General features: G+C 42.4%; 15 protein-coding genes. 8 read left to right on the top strand and 7 right to left on the bottom strand.

Going from position 1 to position 16906, the window contains the following annotated elements; genetic code table 11:
- Positions 1-92: 92 nt before the first annotated feature.
- The gene (locus DD657_RS09195; protein ID WP_021987588.1) at positions 93-1058 is read right to left on the bottom strand and encodes a KpsF/GutQ family sugar-phosphate isomerase; all 966 of its coding nucleotides are present in this window, start codon (positions 1056-1058) and stop codon (positions 93-95) included.
- Between the two features lie 429 nt (positions 1059-1487).
- On the opposite strand from DD657_RS09195, the gene recQ reads away from it, so the two are divergent.
- Positions 1488-3662 (top strand): DNA helicase RecQ, encoded by a 2175-nt coding sequence (gene recQ, locus DD657_RS09190; protein WP_021987589.1) that lies wholly within the window; start codon positions 1488-1490, stop codon positions 3660-3662.
- 90 nt (positions 3663-3752) lie between these two features.
- Here recQ and DD657_RS09185 read toward each other — a convergent pair whose 3' ends face one another.
- The 4 genes from DD657_RS09185 to lysS all read right to left on the bottom strand — a co-directional run bounded on the left by DD657_RS09185 (position 3753) and on the right by lysS (position 8730).
- Positions 3753-4925 carry a GNAT family N-acetyltransferase gene (locus DD657_RS09185; RefSeq protein ID WP_287049645.1) on the bottom strand — a complete coding sequence of 391 codons (1173 nt, stop codon included), beginning with the start codon at positions 4923-4925 and terminating at the stop codon, positions 3753-3755.
- Positions 4926-4935: 10 nt separating this feature from the next.
- Complete coding sequence (locus DD657_RS09180) at positions 4936-5868, bottom strand: nucleoside recognition domain-containing protein (protein ID WP_287049644.1); 933 nt, start codon at positions 5866-5868, stop codon at positions 4936-4938.
- A gap of 60 nt (positions 5869-5928) precedes the next feature.
- Positions 5929-6930, bottom strand: coding sequence for an NAD(P)H-dependent glycerol-3-phosphate dehydrogenase (locus DD657_RS09175; protein ID WP_021987592.1), 1002 nt, complete (start codon positions 6928-6930; stop codon positions 5929-5931).
- Between the two features lie 75 nt (positions 6931-7005).
- Entirely contained in the window at positions 7006-8730 is a 1725-nt protein-coding gene (gene lysS / locus DD657_RS09170) for a lysine--tRNA ligase (RefSeq protein ID WP_021987593.1), read from the bottom strand.
- Positions 8731-8947: 217 nt separating this feature from the next.
- On the opposite strand from lysS, the gene recJ reads away from it, so the two are divergent.
- Together recJ and recR are read left to right on the top strand one after the other, a co-directional pair.
- A complete protein-coding gene (gene recJ / locus DD657_RS09165; protein ID WP_287049642.1) occupies positions 8948-10708 on the top strand; it encodes a single-stranded-DNA-specific exonuclease RecJ in 1761 nt (586 codons plus the stop codon).
- An 8-nt stretch (positions 10709-10716) separates the two neighbouring features.
- Positions 10717-11331: a recombination mediator RecR gene (gene recR, locus DD657_RS09160; RefSeq protein WP_021987595.1), complete on the top strand. Its 615-nt coding sequence runs from the start codon at positions 10717-10719 to the stop codon at positions 11329-11331.
- Between the two features lie 9 nt (positions 11332-11340).
- Here the strand turns inward: recR and cdd are convergent, their stop codons facing one another.
- Positions 11341-11802: a cytidine deaminase gene (gene cdd, locus DD657_RS09155; protein ID WP_287049641.1), complete on the bottom strand. Its 462-nt coding sequence runs from the start codon at positions 11800-11802 to the stop codon at positions 11341-11343.
- 121 nt (positions 11803-11923) lie between these two features.
- Between cdd and DD657_RS09150 the strand changes: the two genes are divergently transcribed.
- From DD657_RS09150 to DD657_RS09140, 3 genes are read left to right on the top strand one after another with little or no spacing between them, the layout of a single operon-like run.
- Complete coding sequence (locus DD657_RS09150) at positions 11924-12865, top strand: glucosaminidase domain-containing protein (protein WP_287049640.1); 942 nt, start codon at positions 11924-11926, stop codon at positions 12863-12865.
- An 8-nt stretch (positions 12866-12873) separates the two neighbouring features.
- A complete protein-coding gene (locus DD657_RS09145) occupies positions 12874-13395 on the top strand; it encodes a DUF4199 domain-containing protein (protein WP_021987598.1) in 522 nt (173 codons plus the stop codon).
- A 38-nt stretch (positions 13396-13433) separates the two neighbouring features.
- Positions 13434-14384: a glycosyltransferase family 2 protein gene (locus DD657_RS09140; protein ID WP_021987599.1), complete on the top strand. Its 951-nt coding sequence runs from the start codon at positions 13434-13436 to the stop codon at positions 14382-14384.
- Between the two features lie 38 nt (positions 14385-14422).
- Here the strand turns inward: DD657_RS09140 and DD657_RS09135 are convergent, their stop codons facing one another.
- Positions 14423-15205, bottom strand: a complete 783-nt coding sequence (locus DD657_RS09135) for an acyl-[acyl-carrier-protein] thioesterase (RefSeq protein WP_021987600.1) — start codon at positions 15203-15205, stop codon at positions 14423-14425.
- A gap of 171 nt (positions 15206-15376) precedes the next feature.
- On the opposite strand from DD657_RS09135, the gene DD657_RS09130 reads away from it, so the two are divergent.
- Together DD657_RS09130 and mscL are read left to right on the top strand one after the other, a co-directional pair.
- A complete protein-coding gene (locus DD657_RS09130) occupies positions 15377-16420 on the top strand; it encodes an efflux RND transporter periplasmic adaptor subunit (RefSeq protein ID WP_287049639.1) in 1044 nt (347 codons plus the stop codon).
- Positions 16421-16431: 11 nt separating this feature from the next.
- Positions 16432-16848 carry a large-conductance mechanosensitive channel protein MscL gene (mscL, locus tag DD657_RS09125; protein WP_021987602.1) on the top strand — a complete coding sequence of 139 codons (417 nt, stop codon included), beginning with the start codon at positions 16432-16434 and terminating at the stop codon, positions 16846-16848.
- The last annotated feature ends 58 nt before the right edge of the window (positions 16849-16906 follow it).

Here is a 16906-nt window from a genome sequence, read left to right as displayed (position 1 = left end):
CTTTTAGTTACTCGGTTCCTTTTTAACCCATAATCTGCAAATTCAATCCTAAACTCACCTTTTTTTGCTTTCTCTCATTTTTAAATTTACGATCAAACAACCCCTTCTTTTAAGATATCGTGTAAATGAACCATACCTTTATATCTTTTTTCTTTATCGACAACGACCAGTTGGGTGATACTGCTCTTCTCCATCAACTGAAAGGCATTGTAAGCCAACTCATCTTCTCCAATTGTCTTTGGAGACGATGACATAATGTCTGTTGCTTTCAAGCCATCAACATCTTCGTATTTCTCCAGCATTCGTCTCAAGTCGCCGTCCGTAATAATCCCCAGCAAATGCTCCCCTTCATCCGTGACAGCTACTGCCCCCAAACAACCGCCGGACATTTCCAATATAATCTTCCGGATATGATCATCTATAGCTACCCGGGGCTTGTTTTCCCGGTCAAACACATCCGCGACCCGGGTATACAACCGTTTCCCCAATGAACCTCCCGGATGATAACGGGCAAAATCCCGGCTTGAAAAACTTCTCAATTCAATCAGGCACATCGCCAGGGCATCTCCCATCACCAATTGTGCCGTCGTCGAATTCGTAGGGGCCAGATTATTCGGACAAGCTTCCCGCTCTACTGTCGCTTTCAATACAAATTCCGCATTTTGAGCCAAAAAAGAATCTGTATTCGACACCATAGCTACAATATGATTATTTCCGATATTCCGGATCAAAGGCAATAACACTTTAATCTCCGGCGTATTCCCACTCTTAGAGATAAATATCACAACATCTTCATCCTGTACCATTCCCATATCTCCATGAATCGCTTCCGCTGCATGCAAAAAAATAGCCGGCGTACCGGTTGAATTCAAAGTAGCTACAATTTTTTGTGCAATAATGGCACTCTTGCCTATCCCCGTTACAATCACCCGCCCTTTGCTTTCATAAATCAATCTCACGACCTTTTCGAAATCATCATCGACATAGCTTATCAAGCGTTTTACAGCCTCCGATTCATCTGAAATAACTTTTCTAGCAATATCCTTTATATCAACCATTTTCATTTATCATTAGAAATCTGTACAGTTAATTACAATATTTATGCCAAAAAAAAAAGTAAGAAACTATTGTAACAACCATTTTTTGCTATAACTTTACTAATGGCAAAAGTATCATTTTTTTATAATACAGCCATAAGAAGAGTAGGTTTAAGATTGTAGATTTACGATTTTAGATTTTAAATTAAATAAATCCGACGACGGACTGGTTTGTCAGGCAATTTAAAATTTACAATCCAAAATTTACAATTTATATGTAGGTTTAAATGAACGGAACAGGTCTTACAACATTGCAAAGACATCATTTCTTTCAAAAGATTTGAGAACTTTCGGATTTCTGAATTATGGATGTATTTTTGTTTGTTCATTCGAATTAAGTTATAAATTTGCAACTCCTTTTTCGAAAAAGTGTGCGAAAACAATATTGCGATGAAATTGGAAATTGATTTACATACAAAATTAAAAGAGTATTTTGGCTTCGATAATTTCAAGGGAAACCAGGAAGCCATAATCAGAAATATATTGGCCGGGAAAAACACCTTTGTATTGATGCCGACCGGAGGGGGAAAATCTCTATGTTATCAATTACCGGCATTGATACTCGAAGGGACAGCCATCGTTATATCTCCGCTGATTGCCCTGATGAAAAATCAGGTCGATGCCATGCGTGCATTCAGTGCAGCAGACGGAGTAGCTCACTTTCTGAATTCTTCTTTGACGAAATCCGAAATTCTGAAAGTCAAAGAAGATATTTTACAAGGCAAAACAAAACTGCTTTATGTAGCACCGGAATCGCTCACCAAAGAAAGTAATGTCGAATTCCTGAAAAAAATCAGGATATCTTTCTTTGCCGTCGATGAAGCTCACTGTATTTCTGAATGGGGTCATGATTTCCGGACGGAATACCGGAAAATACGCCCTATTGTCGAAGAAATCGGGGAAGCCCCCATCATTGCCCTGACAGCAACGGCAACCCCTAAAGTTCAGCATGACATTCAGAAAAACCTGGATATGCTGGACGCCCAGGTATTCAAGTCATCGTTTAACCGTCCCAACCTTTACTATGAGGTAAGACCTAAAAACGAACCGACAAAAGACATTATCAAATTCATCAAGAATCACGAAGGAAAATCCGGCATTATATATTGTCTCAGCCGGAAAAAAGTCGAAGAGCTGGCAGAAGTATTATGTATCAACGGCGTTAAAGCTGCACCTTACCACGCAGGTATGGATGCTGCTACGCGTAGTGCCAACCAGGACAAATTCCTGATGGAAGAAGTAGATGTCATCGTTGCTACGATTGCCTTCGGTATGGGAATCGACAAACCGGATGTACGGTTTGTCATCCATTACGATATTCCCAAAAGCCTGGAAGGATACTACCAGGAAACCGGACGGGCCGGACGAGACGGAGGCGAAGGAATATGTATCACATATTACAGCTACAAAGACATTCAAAAACTGGAAAAGTTCATGCAGGGAAAACCCATTGCCGAACAGGAAATAGGGAAACAATTGCTCATGGAAACCGTATCTTATGCAGAGACCTCCATGTGCCGCCGCAAAGTACTTCTTCACTATTTCGGAGAAAACTACACCGAAGACAACTGCGGATGCTGCGACAATTGTCTCTACCCCAAAAAAGAATTCGACGGACGGGAATATATGCAGGATGCTTTATCTTTGGTTACTGAAGTAAAAGAAAAATTTAAGATAGAACATCTCGTTAATATTTTGATCGGAGAAGCTGATTCTGCCGTAAAAGCATACAAGCACGATAAACTGGATATGTTCGGAAGCGGTACCGAAAAAACACGCCAATTCTGGACAATGGTATTCAGACGCGCACTTATCAGCAGATTTATCGAGAAAGATATCGAGCAATATGGTGTAATAAAAATAACAAAAGAAGGTTTAGACTTTTTAGAACATCCTAAAGAACTTAAGATGATGGAAGATCGTAATTTTGAGGAAAGTGAAGACAAAATCCAGGAAAAAGGTGGCGTTTCTGCATTAGACAATACATTGTATGCCATCCTGAAAGATTTACGTAAAAAAATAGCTAAAACAAACGGACTGCCCCCATATGTTATTTTCCAGGATCCTTCACTGGAAGATATGTGTATCAATTACCCGATCACTCTCGAAGAACTGGCCAACATACAGGGGGTCGGCATGGGAAAAGCCCAGAAATACGGACAGGAATTCATTGACATCATCAAGCAATATGTAGAGGATAATGAAATTGAACGGGCACAGGACATGGTCGTAAAAACCGTAGCCAATAAATCCCGCTACAAAGTATATATCATTCAGAATATCGACCGACAGATCGACCTCGAAGATATTGCGTCTGCACAAGGCCTGTCTTACGAAGAACTGATTAAAGAAATGGAAGCGATCGTATTTTCCGGTACAAAATTAAATATCGACTATTACATCAATAAGATTCTGGACGATGAGCAACAGGAAGAAATATTTGATTATTTCATGGAGGCTCAAACAGATAATATCTCAGAAGCATTCGATGAATTCGATGGCGAATATCCCGAAGAAGACCTACGCCTGATGCGTCTGAAATTCCATTCTAAACACGGAAATTAACACTACCGTTTATAAAAACAGGGGCTTTCACTAAAATGTAAAAAGCCCCTGTTTTATTATACAATTCCCACCAAATTCTTATCTACGGCATCATTTGTCGGCCGAGCGGACGAAAGTAATATCCTCCCGGAACAACTTCCGGTAAGTAATATGGGTTTTTACGGCAGTAGCACTCAAATAATCCATCAAATGCATCATTTGCGGATTAAAATCACCGACCCAATTCATTTCCAAAAACTTATAATGACTGTTTCGTTTCACGACCGTCTCACAAAAACATTTAATCAAAGCAGCTTCTACACCTTTCCCCTGAAATTCAGGTATGACACCAAACAACTGTCCCAAAGCCACATCTACTTTCTTTATATGACGATAATACAGGAATTTCAATATTCCCGTCAGATTCATCTTCCCATTCATATGCCTGATCACCTGATTCATTTCCGGAAACATCAGGAAGAAGCCGATCGGAATATTCTTATAATACCCGAAATATATCAAATCCTTATCAATGACCGGTTGCAAACTTTTATAAATCGCCTCCACCTGTGTCCGGGTAATCCCGTCTACCCCATGAACTTCCAGATTCCAGGCTTTATTATATACTTCCAATAAAGAATCGATGGCCTTTTGCTTACCGATTTCCCGGTAAGTATACACGGCATAATCCGGATTTTTCAGTAAACGATCGGCTTTCCACACGACAACCGGTGCCAGACTATCTATAGACAGGCGATTGCGGTACGTAAATTGACGGAAATAATCCCGGAAACCATAATCTTCAAAAAATTTGACGTAATAGGCATGAGTATAGGGCATCGCATAATTGGGATAGCGGTCGAACCCATCCGCCAGCAACCCCCACCATTCAATCCGTTCTCCGAAATTTACCGGCCCTTCCATAGCTTCCATGCCTTTCTCCTCCAACCATTTGCGGCATTGATCAAAAAGCATAAATGCGGCTTTTTCATCATTAATGCACTCGAAAAAGCCCATCTGTCCTACCGTATAATGATCCAAACGGCAAGTCTTTCCGTTTATAAAAGCCGCAACCCGTCCGATAACCTCCCCCTTGTCATCCTGTAACAACCAGCGTACACACTCTCCGTTCTTAAAACAGGGATTTTTATCTTTATCGAATACATGGCGTATATCGCTATCCAACGGACGAATCCAATAAAGGGTATCTTTATATAATTTCACCGGAAGCAGAATAAAAGCTTCCTCCTGTTCTTTCGTTTTTACTTCAGTTATCGAATACATAAATCAAATATTACATACGGTCCTGCCGTATTGAAACTCTATAATTTTTCAGTTTACCCATCTCCGACAATTTCAATTCCAGCCTTCGCTCCCACACAGCCAATATAGCGAGGATTAAACGCGGAATAATCAACCAAAAAACAGGCAAACCGATAACCATAAACAACAAAGGGTCCTCCAGCTCCGAATGAGAAACTGCCAGATGGTGATTCAGCAAATCCGCCTCTCTCCTATTCAAATAACCGGATGCACCGTAATCCATCATGATAGCCGCACCATAGGCCAAACCTACTGTATTTCCGACAATCCACAAAAAAGAAGTCGAAGCCGGCAAACCGAACAAATACATCAAAGGGGCAAACAGCCGAGACAATACCTTTAATATTCCGAATTCTTCCAACAAACGCTGCAATATCATCAAAGAGATAATAATCGCAAAAATCTTGACACACAAAATCAAGCTTCCTTTCAGCCAGGTCAGCATCGTTTCTGTGAATCCGACAGCAGTTCCCATTGTCGAAGATAAAACCTCCGGCATCTGAGGCAAAACCCAATTCAAACCGACGGCTGCAATGAGACTCCCCGACAAACGCAGCAAAACCATACGTAAGGCGGCAGAACCGGTCTTCTTCTGAACCAATGTCTCAATGATAAAACCGTGTGAAATCAGGCACATCACGGCCAATATGATCCCTTCCCGAACCGTGAAGTCCAAAGTTACGATAAGGGCTATTACGGTATAAATATTGGTAAAAATACTGGTCACAAATACCAAAGCAGCATCTCCCGGCAAACCCAGAAACCGGAACAAGGGAGCTGTCAAAGAAGACAAATAAGGCAGTATCCCGAAATAAGACAACAAGGTAACAAAAAGAGTAACCGGTAACATAATCTTCAGAAACCAGCAAGAGGTCCTCAATGCTACCGGAACTGCATTCCGCACACACTTGAATATACGTTCTTTAATCAACGGTTTTTACTTATAAATCCAAACATCCCCCCCTTACCTCAGTTCCTCCGTCAGCAAACGAATTTCCATCGTCGGACTGATACGCTCGTACAAAATATTATATACTGCATTTGTTATCGGCATATGTACATTGTAATGTTTGTTGATCTCCTTAATTCCTTTTACAGCAAAATACCCCTCTGCAATCATCAACATTTCCATTTGTGCCGATTTCACCGAATAGCCTTTTCCGATCATCGTACCGAAGGTGCGGTTACGGCTGAATTGCGAATAAGCCGTCACCAACAAATCCCCCAGATAAGCCGAACTTTTTATATCACGATGAATCGGATGTACTGCCGCCACAAAACGTTCGATCTCCTGAATTGCATTGGAAATCAACACCGCCTGAAAATTATCTCCGTAACGCAATCCATGACAAATACCGGCTGCAATAGCAATCACATTCTTCAATACGGCTGCATATTCCGTACCGTAAATATCGTCTGAAATACTCGTCTTTACATAATGGCAATCGAATGTCTGCGCCACCGAACGGGCCATTTTCAGATCATTGCTGGCAAATGTCAGATACGAGAGTCGCTCCAAAGCAATCTCTTCCGCATGACAAGGACCCGAAATAACGGCAATCTGCTCCAAAGGCACCTCAAAACGCATATTGAAAAATTCCCCGATAATCAGATTATCATCCGGTATCAGCCCTTTAATAGCCGATACCACCACCTTGTTTTTCAAAGAAACGGTAATGTTTGCCGTTACATTTTTCAAAAAGGCACTCGGTATGGCAAAGATGATAATATCACAAGCTCCGATCAACCGATTGATATCATCCGTAAAAGTAATCTTCGAAAGATCGAATTCTACTTCACACAAATAACGCGGATTATGACTTAACTCGCGAAAAGCCTTGATCGTATCAATATTCCGCATAAACCAATTGATATGGTCATTCGTCTCCGTCAGAATCTTGGCAATGGCTGTTGCCCAACTTCCTCCCCCTACGATTCCGAGCCTCGGTTTTTGTGGTAGTTCCATAAAAATAATATTTACGATTACGTTTTTACTTCACGATTACGTATACCCGCAAAGCAAAAACATATTCCTTATCATTTATTGTTCAACCCATCTCCTGACGTCTTCCTGAGCAGGTGCAGTCAGACCGAGTTTTTCCTTCTTATTGATACCGCATAACTGCTGATGCAATTTGTTCGGATTCTCCGTTGCTTTCAATCCCTCGACCGTTTGTATACCTGCTTTACGCAAAACAGCAACCCATTCCATCGGTATTCCGATTTCAACAAACTTGTCATCAGCATCTACGGTTATTTTTTTCTCGGGTTTCATCTGCGGAAAAAACAATACATCCTGAATGGAAGAGCTGTTCGTCAGGAACATACAAAGGCGGTCGATACCGATACCCATACCGGACGTCGGCGGCATTCCATACTCCAAAGCCCGTACAAAATCATAGTCGATATACATCGCTTCATCGTCTCCCCGCTCCTGTAATTTCATCTGTTGCTGGAACCGGTCCAACTGATCGATCGGATCGTTCAATTCCGAATAAGCATTGGCAACTTCCTTGCCGTTGACAAACAACTCGAAACGCTCCGACAAATTCGGATTTGCACGATGTTTCTTTGTCAAGGGCGACATTTCTTTCGGATAATCATAAATAAATGTCGGCTGTATATAATGTCCTTCACACTTTTCTCCGAAAATTTCATCGATCAGCTTTCCTTTGCCCATCGTCTTGTCTACCGGAATATTCATATCGATACAGGCCTGATACAAATCCTCCTCGGACATTTTTTCAATATCGTATCCTGTATATTCCTTAATGGCATCCGCCATCTTCACCCGACGGAACGGCGGTTTAAAATCAACCTCCTGATCTCCGATGACAGCTTTTGTCGTACCGTTTACCGCAATAGCAGCCCGGGATACCATCTCTTCCGTAAAATTCATCATCCATTGATAGTCCTTATAGGCCACATAAATTTCCATACAGGTAAATTCCGGATTATGAGTACGGTCCATCCCTTCATTCCTGAAATTCCGCGAAAATTCATATACTCCGTCAAATCCTCCGACAATCAAACGCTTCAGATACAATTCGTTGGCAATACGAAGATACAAAGGAATATCCAATGCATTGTGATGTGTGATAAACGGACGGGCAGAAGCTCCACCGGGAATAGCCTGCAATACCGGAGTTTCCACTTCCAGATACCCCTGACTATTGAAAAACTCCCGAATGGCATTAATCATCTTCGTGCGTTTCACAAATACATCTTTTACCTGCGGATTTACAATCAGGTCAAGGTAACGTTGCCGATAACGCAATTCCGGATCAGTAAAAGCATCAAACAGCTTCCCGTCTTTTTCCTTCACAATAGGCAATGGCCGCAATGATTTTGACAACATCACCAACTCCTGTGCGTGTATGGAAATTTCGCCGGTCTGCGTCCGGAAAACAAACCCCTTCACCCCGACAATATCACCGATATCCATTAACTTCTTGAAAACAGTATTGTAAATCGTGGCATTCTCATCCTTCGAAATATCATCACGGCTCACGTATACCTGTATACGCCCGGTCGTATCCTGTAATTCAAAAAATGAAGCTTTACCCATCACCCTCCGGCTCATCATTCTCCCTGCAATGACAACCTCCCGCTTAGGAGCAGCATCATCAAAATTATCTTTAATCTCTGCTGCATGTGCAGTTACTGTAAATTCTGCTGCAGGATAAGCTTCTATCCCCAGCTTTTCCAACTCCGTCAATGAATTTCTCCGGATAATTTCCTGTTCACTCAATTCAGTAAAACCCATTTTATTTTAGTTTAATCATTTTATATCCAACACCTTACCTTTTCCAAAGGTCATTTCGAATTGCAAAGATAATAAAAAATAAAAGAATCCTATTCTATTCATTTGATTTGTAACCCTATACCCATTTTATGTTTTAACTATTGAAAATTTATAGTTCTTTAGTTTTGAAATGCCAAGGAATTTCCGCTTCTTTGTAACAGAATTGGAGAAAAGTATAATGAAAAAAAGATGGGTTATAAACACTCCTCCGGAGACAAATAAAATACAAGAACTCGCACATAAAATAAATTGCAATCCGATCATTGCAAACCTTCTGTTACAACGCGGAATCAACAGCCCGGAAGTTGCCCAGGCTTTTTTTTATCCATCCCTCAACATGCTTCACGATCCGTTCCTTATGCAGGACATGGACAAAGCTGTCGATCGGCTGGACAAAGCCATTGCCCGGGAAGAAAAAGTAATGATATACGGTGATTACGACGTAGACGGGACCACCGCAGTAGCTTTATTATACAAATACCTCAAAAATAAATGCAATAAAAATAATCTGGAATACTACATTCCGGACCGTTACACCGAAGGCTACGGCGTTTCTGTGAAAGGTATCGATTATGCTGCTGAAAACGGTTTCAGTCTTATCATTGTGACCGATTGTGGAGTAAAAGCGGTAGAAAAAGTACGTTATGCCAAAGAAAAAGGCATTGACATCATCATCTGCGACCACCACACTCCCGGTGAAATATTGCCGGATGCCGTTGCAGTACTCGACCCCCAACGTGCAGATTGCCAGTACCCATACAAATGGTTGAGCGGCTGCGGTGTGAGCTTCAAGCTGGTACAGGCGCATAGCATCAAGCACAACCTGCCCATGTCCGAATTGTACCGATTACTCGATCTGCTTTGTGTAAGTATTGCCAGTGATATTGTCCCCATTACCGGAGAAAATCGTATACTGGCTTATTTCGGATTGCAACAACTGAATGAAAAACCCAGTCTCGGTCTGAAAACCATCATCGAAGTTTCCGGTATAGATAAAGAAATTACCATCAACGACATCGTTTTCCGTATCGGTCCCCGCATCAATGCAGCCGGACGCGTCGAATCCGGCAATAAAGCAGTTGCCTTATTGACTGCCGATGAAAAACTTTCAGCCAATGACATCGCTTCTGCCATTAATATTTTTAATGACAAGCGAAAAAAACTGGATCACGACATCACAGAAGAGGCCATCGCACATATTCTTCATTCAGAAATAGAACCGTCTAAAAAAACCACGGTACTCTTCAATCCCAGATGGCACAAGGGAGTTATCGGAATCGTGGCTTCCCGGCTGACAGAATCTTTCTATCGTCCGACCATCGTATTGACTGAATCCAACGGGATGGCAACCGGTTCTGCCCGCTCGGTTGAAGGCTTCGATCTGTATTACGCCATTTCACAATGCAGCGAGCTTTTGGAAAACTACGGCGGACATAAATATGCTGCCGGTCTTACACTCAGACTGGAAAACATAGAACTGTTCAAAGAAAAATTCGAACAGATCGTCCGCGAAACGATAAACGAAGAGATGCTGACCCCTCAAATCAACATCGACGCCCAGCTTAAACTTTCGGACATTACCCCGGAATTGTATGATATGCTGCAAAAATTCGCTCCCTTTGGCCCCAACAATTCAATCCCCGTATTCATGACAGAAAACGTCGTTAACTTTATCGGTACGCGAAGGGTGGGACGCAATCACGAACATCTGAAACTTGTCGTTGTCGACGATACCCGGGTTTGTAAAGACCGTAGCGGCATCGGTTTCAACATGGGGTATCTGTATGATGAAGTGAACTCCGGAAAATATTTTGATATCTGCTATTCCTTACAAGAAAATGAGTTTATGGGAAAAACGGATATACAGATGATACTGAAAGACATCCGATTCAACACCTCCGGAAAAGAAAACGAAAGAAACGAAGAATCCAAAGCCTGAGAACCGATATGCAAAGCTTCTCTTCAAAGTTACTGGAAAAAGCCGTAGAACAATTTGCATCCCTGCCCGGTGTCGGGCATAAAACAGCATTAAAATACGCTTTGCACCTTCTGAAAAGAAATCCGGAAGAAGTACGGCAATTTATCAAAAGCCTCAGTGACCTGAAAGAAAACATACACGAATGCCGGGAATGTCATAACATTTCCGACGGGGAACTCTGCGAGATATGCTCGGACCCGAAACGGGAAACCTCTCTGATCTGTGTTGTAGAAAGCATAAAGGATATTATGTCGATAGAAGCAACTTCCCAATATCACGGCCTATATCATGTGCTGGGCGGTATTATATCTCCCATGGAAGGAATAGGCCCCGCCGACATACACATCGAAAGTCTGCTGCAACGCATCGCTACAAATGAAATAAAAGAAATCATCTTTGCATTGAGTGCAACCATTGAAGGCGATACGACCGGTTATTACATCTATAAAAAAATCAAAAACCGGGAAAACCTGACGATCAGTACCATCGCCAAAGGTATCTCCATCGGCAATGATCTGGAGTATACCGACGCATTGACCCTCGGACGCTCAATTGTCAATCGGGTAAGCTTCTCTGAATCGTAATACGTATATTTACAGCAATGTAAATGCAAACGGGAGCAAATCGGAAGCCTTCAGACAAACCGAACGGTCCCGGCCTATCATAATGACCTCAAAATCCCCATAACGTTTGACCACTTCCGCCATAACCTGACGGCAAGCCCCACAGGGCGTAACAACATCCTCCGTCTGTATTCCCTTATTAAAAGCCGCAATAGCCAATGCTTTAACCTTTACTCCCGGATAAACCGACTGTGCATAAAACAAAGCTGTACGTTCCGCACAAAGACCGCTCGGATAAGCTGCATTTTCCTGATTCGTTCCGGCTACAATCTCTCCGTTTTCCAGCAAAACAGCCGCCCCGACCGAAAAGCCCGAATAAATACTGTATGCATTCGGAATGACCTCAACTGCTTTACGGCATATAACCTCATAAGCCGAAGGGCAGGAATTTTCATAAACCGTATAATCTATTTTTACTTCTCTTTTATCCATCGCTTATTTTTATTATTTTTACAGCCCGATAACGGACCGGTAAAGTTCGTAAAAGTTTATCAGAATACCACTAAAAATATATTTTTTAATCGCATAGCGGCCATCGCCATATTTAAATTTTATGAAAACAGTTTGTAAAATATTACTTCTTCTGATATTAAGTACACTCACATTAACTCTCTTCGCCCAGTCCCGGAAAGATTTTATCCGCAAATACAAACATATCGCCATCAAGGAAATGGAACGTACCGGTATACCGGCAAGCATCAAGCTGGCACAAGGCATCCTGGAATCCGGTTGCGGGGGTTCTCCCCTCTCTACCGAAGCCAACAATCATTTCGGAATCAAATGTCACGACTGGATAGGCCCGGCTTTTCACATGGACGACGATGAAGCCGACGAATGCTTCCGAAAATACAAAAATCCGGAACAATCCTGGATCGATCACAGCGAGTTTTTGCTTTCACGCCCTCGCTACGCTTCCCTTTTTAAATTAGAAGCGACAGATTATAAAGGCTGGGCCAGAGGATTAAAAGCTGCCGGCTACGCCACCAATCCCAAATATGCCGACATGCTGATAAAAATCATAGAAGAAGAAGAACTTTATCTGTACGATCACCGGGTTAAACATCCGACTGCAGGCGAACAAATACGGGTCTCTGCAATTGAAAAAGCATCAGACCCGAATCCGGTTACCACCACCATAAACTACCGGAAACGGGAAGAAATGCGAAACGGTATCATTTGTATCGAAATCAAAGAAGGTGATTCCCTCGAAGGCATCGCCCGCTATTATAACATTAAACTAAAGAAATTACAGGCATTCAACGACAAGCAGGACAGTAACCTCCAAATCGGTCAGTACATTTATCTGAAAAAGAAAAAAAGCAGAGCCGCCAAAGGATATGAATTCCACCGGGTAAAAAACGGCGACACACTCTACCTCATTTCTCAAATGTACGGTGTACGGCTCAAAAGTTTGGTCAAGTACAATTACATAAACAGCAACACCCCTCTCGTTGAAGGTGAAAAAATATACCTCCGCAGTAAAGCCGGATTTTAATTTAAATTATGGAGCATAAACAACCGACATTCATTCAACAAAACACCCTTTTCGGGATGCTAATCGGCTGTTGCTGTGTGGCAGCTTCATACGTATTTTTCAAACAGACAGGCAACATCTATGCTAATCCGTCCCTGGACAGGATCATAACCTTTCTATTTGTCATTGGGCTTTTCATGCAAATCCGGCGATACCGGGAAAGTGAAGAACTCAAGGGCTACATTTCTTACGGGAGAGCTCTTCTGACAGGTATGTACCTGTCCGCTGTCGCAGGTTTTTTCTATGGCTCTTATGCTCTCATCATCTACTCGAAACATCCGGACACGCTGGAGAATTACCTGATGTATGCAGAAAGCCTGTTCAGGCAACTTTACCCCGAGTCACCTTGGGCTGACAACATGATACAAATGCTTCAGGCATTCACAACGCCCGTGTCGATGGGAATTACAGAATTTTTTTCAAAAGCTTTGATGGGCCTGATTTATACCCTGGTCATCGCTTTTATACTTAAAAAAAGGAAACCGGAATAGCCCGTTATCAGTAATCGGCAAAATAAAAACACATCATCATGAATATCTCCGTAATCATTCCGCTATACAATGAAGAAGAATCCTTACCTGAATTGACAGCCTGGATCAAAAAAGTAATGGAGACCCATAATTTCACCTACGAAATTATCATGGTCGATGATGGAAGCAATGACCGTTCCTGGAAAATTATCGAAGAACTGGCAGCTCAGAATCCGTCTATCCGGGCCATCAAATTTCGCCGTAACTATGGTAAATCCGCAGCTTTACACTCCGCCTTTCAGGTGGCACAAGGAGATGTAGTTATCACTATGGATGCCGATATGCAGGACAGCCCGGACGAAATACCGGAGCTCTATCGTAAAATTATGGAAGAAGATTATGATATGGTCTCCGGCTGGAAAAAGAAACGATACGATCCCATTTCAAAAACCATTCCGACAAAATTATTCAACGCTACGGCACGGCGAGCCTCCGGCATTCGGCTGCACGACTTCAACTGCGGCTTGAAAGCCTATAGAAATACAGTTGTAAAAAGCATCGAAGTATATGGTGAAATGCATCGCTACATTCCCATTCTGGCTAAGCAGGCCGGTTTTACACGCATCGGAGAACAAGTTGTACAACACCGTGCCCGTAAATACGGTAAAACAAAATTCGGAGGGTTGAACCGTTTTATCAATGGTTTTCTGGATCTGTTGTCTATAACTTTCATCACCCGATTTTCCAAAAAGCCGATGCATTTATTCGGAGCTTTAGGCACCTTATTATTCTTCATCGGCTGTGGTTCCATCCTCTGGATCGGTATCGACAAATATTTATGCCTTACCAAAGGGATAAAAGCACCGTTAATAACCGATACACCCTATTTTTATATTGCTCTCACAGCGATGATATTGGGAACACAATTATTCCTCGCAGGCTTTATTGCCGAACTGGTATCCCGCTCCGCAACAGATCGTAACGTATATCAGATCGAAAAGGAAATCTGACGGTTATCCCACAGCCGCAGTTTTTCCCAAGCCTCCTGTCAGCTTTGGGGTGTCCGTGTATCTGCATGTGCCATCCATACGGTTTCGGCCACACAATGCATCAGAGAACCTTCTTCATTCCTGATCTGGTGATAAACAACAACTCTATTTCCTTCCGGCTGCATCTTATAATAAGAGACAATGAGGCTATCCGGCATAATTTCATGTTCATACACCACTTCGACCTCTGTCAGAATGTGGTTTTTTAAAAAACCGAAAGGCAATGAATTAGTGATCCACCGCATATAGGAAGCCTGTGTGACATGTCCGTTAAAATCAATGTTATCAAATGTCGCCGTAAAATAACGACAGTCTTCCATATCCCCGGGCATCTCTTTTTCCCGCAAGAGATGCTCTATAGGCAACTTTTCAATCCCGTGCGAAGTACTCATTTCCACAACCCGGGCCAACGGCCTTACCGGGCGGCGGCGATTCAAATCGACGGTCATCCATTCCGACGTCGCCCGTACCAGCTCTTCTCCGTCATTTCGCAATAAACGGTAATCCCGTAAAGCAAACAACCGGTCGATACCGGACGGCCAGGTTTCTACCACAACATTTTCTTCTTTCTGCGGCATCTTATGTATCAGAATATGCAGACGATGAAGCATCCAGGTCAACCCCGATTTATTCAGGGTATCCACATCCACCCCCAATAATTCCGTTTGTCCTTCTGCAACATCGTTGAATAAATCACACAAGGTTTTTATAAACAAGCGTCCTTTATAGTTTGTGTAATGATTATGTATCTTCAGTTCCTCTCTGTATTTCCCGATTTCCATAAGCTCCGATTTATTTTGATATAGAGTATACAATTCTGCCAATCATATAAAATTTGTCCGCCCGTTTATTTAAAAAACGAAACAGGCTTCTGCAAAAATACAAAGAAAATAAGAATTGTACTGTAACAAGACTCCCGGAGTTTTTCGTACAAGCAATAAAAAATGTCATAGATGTCAAATATTTATCTATTTTTTCTTTTTCTGCTGCTCCTGACCGCCTGCCAGCAAGAAGCCGATCGTTCCGAAAACATTCCGATACGACCCGTACAGGTTGTAAAAGTCGGGAGTCTGGGTACCATCGACAACTCGTACACCGGCACCGTGGAAGCAGAAGAGTTCAGTATACTCGCTTTTAAAGTATCCGGAACCATTACGGATTTCCCGGTTACCGAAGGCCAGATACTCCCGCAGTCCAAACGAATAGCCCGCATCGATCCGACAGATTACCAGCTCAAATACCAAACTGCCGAAGCCAATTATAAGGCGGCAAAATCCATTTACGAACGCACCCGGCGGCTACTGGAACAAAACGCAACGGCTGTTCAAAACCTCGAAATTGCCCGCGCCGATTACGTCAAAGCTTCCTCTGCCCTCGATATTGCCCGACGTACACTGGGATATACGGAACTTACAGCTCCGTTCCGGGGACTTATTGAAAAAAAATATGCCGAAAACTTTCAGGAAATACTGACAGGCGATCCCATCGTACGTCTGGTTAATCCCGATAAAATCAACGTCCGTTTCATCCTGCCCGAAACGGCTATCCGCTTGATCGGAATTCCCAAAACAATTTATGTACAGTTCGACACCCGCCCGGGACAATGGTTTGAGGCCGATATCAAAGAATACATTTACTCGTCCGATGGTTCCGGTATTCCCGTTACCTTACGCATCACAGACCCGGCTTTTGCCCCTTTCAGTGAAGAAGTATATCCGGGATTTTCTGCCAAAGTATTATTTAAAATAGAAAATACAATATCCGACAATTTCGTTATTCCGGCAAGTGCACTACGGGAAGAAAACGGGAAATTCTATATATGGATCGTCGATCCCCGAAACCAAACCGTTAATCTACGACCTGTTGATATTCTTCGTTTTGAAGATAAAGCACTGGTCAAAAAAGGAATTGCCTCCGATGATATCATTGTTACGGCCGGAGTATACGATTTACAAAACGGACAAAAAGTGAAAATACAAACCAGTACTAACCCCTAACTTACACCATCATGAGTTTTATAAAAGAATTCAAATCTTTTGCCATGAAAGGCAATGTTGTAGACATGGCAGTCGGTATCATCATCGGCGGAGCTTTCGGTAAAATCGTCTCATCCCTCGTCACAGACATCATCATGCCTCCGCTCGGACTTTTAATCGGAGGCGTTAATTTTCAGAGCCTGGTCATTCATCTCAAACCGGCCGGAGTAGACGCAGCCGGAAAAGCCACTGAAGCCGTCAACATCAATTACGGCAACTTCATACAGACCAGTTTGGACTTTCTTATTATCGCTTTTTCTATCTTTCTATTTATCAAAGGAATAAACAGTCTGCATCGCAAACAAGAAACAACACCCCCACCTCCTCCTGCACCCAGCAAAGAAGAGACATTACTCACTGAAATACGGGATATTCTAAAAGAAAAATAATACCTCGGTCAATCCTGCTGATTTATTTTGGATTTTAGATTGTAAATTAAAGGCAAAC

Origin of the sequence: Culturomica sp. (assembly GCF_003524185.1) — a bacterium.
Taxonomy (GTDB): domain Bacteria; phylum Bacteroidota; class Bacteroidia; order Bacteroidales; family Marinifilaceae; genus Culturomica; species Culturomica massiliensis.
This window is presented reverse-complemented; position numbering and strand designations above follow the sequence as displayed.

Coding starts and splice junctions, on each gene's coding strand:
- mscL (WP_021987602.1), top strand. CDS start 16,432: ATGAGTTTTATAAAAGAATTCAAATCTTTTGCCATGAAAGGCAATGTT.
- recJ (WP_287049642.1), top strand. CDS start 8,948: ATGAAAAAAAGATGGGTTATAAACACTCCTCCGGAGACAAATAAAATA.
- recQ (WP_021987589.1), top strand. CDS start 1,488: ATGAAATTGGAAATTGATTTACATACAAAATTAAAAGAGTATTTTGGC.
- DD657_RS09150 (WP_287049640.1), top strand. CDS start 11,924: ATGAAAACAGTTTGTAAAATATTACTTCTTCTGATATTAAGTACACTC.
- DD657_RS09135 (WP_021987600.1), bottom strand. CDS start 15,205: ATGGAAATCGGGAAATACAGAGAGGAACTGAAGATACATAATCATTAC.
- cdd (WP_287049641.1), bottom strand. CDS start 11,802: ATGGATAAAAGAGAAGTAAAAATAGATTATACGGTTTATGAAAATTCC.
- DD657_RS09175 (WP_021987592.1), bottom strand. CDS start 6,930: ATGGAACTACCACAAAAACCGAGGCTCGGAATCGTAGGGGGAGGAAGT.
- DD657_RS09130 (WP_287049639.1), top strand. CDS start 15,377: ATGTCAAATATTTATCTATTTTTTCTTTTTCTGCTGCTCCTGACCGCC.
- DD657_RS09140 (WP_021987599.1), top strand. CDS start 13,434: ATGAATATCTCCGTAATCATTCCGCTATACAATGAAGAAGAATCCTTA.
- DD657_RS09185 (WP_287049645.1), bottom strand. CDS start 4,925: ATGTATTCGATAACTGAAGTAAAAACGAAAGAACAGGAGGAAGCTTTT.
- DD657_RS09195 (WP_021987588.1), bottom strand. CDS start 1,058: ATGGTTGATATAAAGGATATTGCTAGAAAAGTTATTTCAGATGAATCG.
- recR (WP_021987595.1), top strand. CDS start 10,717: ATGCAAAGCTTCTCTTCAAAGTTACTGGAAAAAGCCGTAGAACAATTT.
- DD657_RS09145 (WP_021987598.1), top strand. CDS start 12,874: ATGGAGCATAAACAACCGACATTCATTCAACAAAACACCCTTTTCGGG.
- lysS (WP_021987593.1), bottom strand. CDS start 8,730: ATGGGTTTTACTGAATTGAGTGAACAGGAAATTATCCGGAGAAATTCA.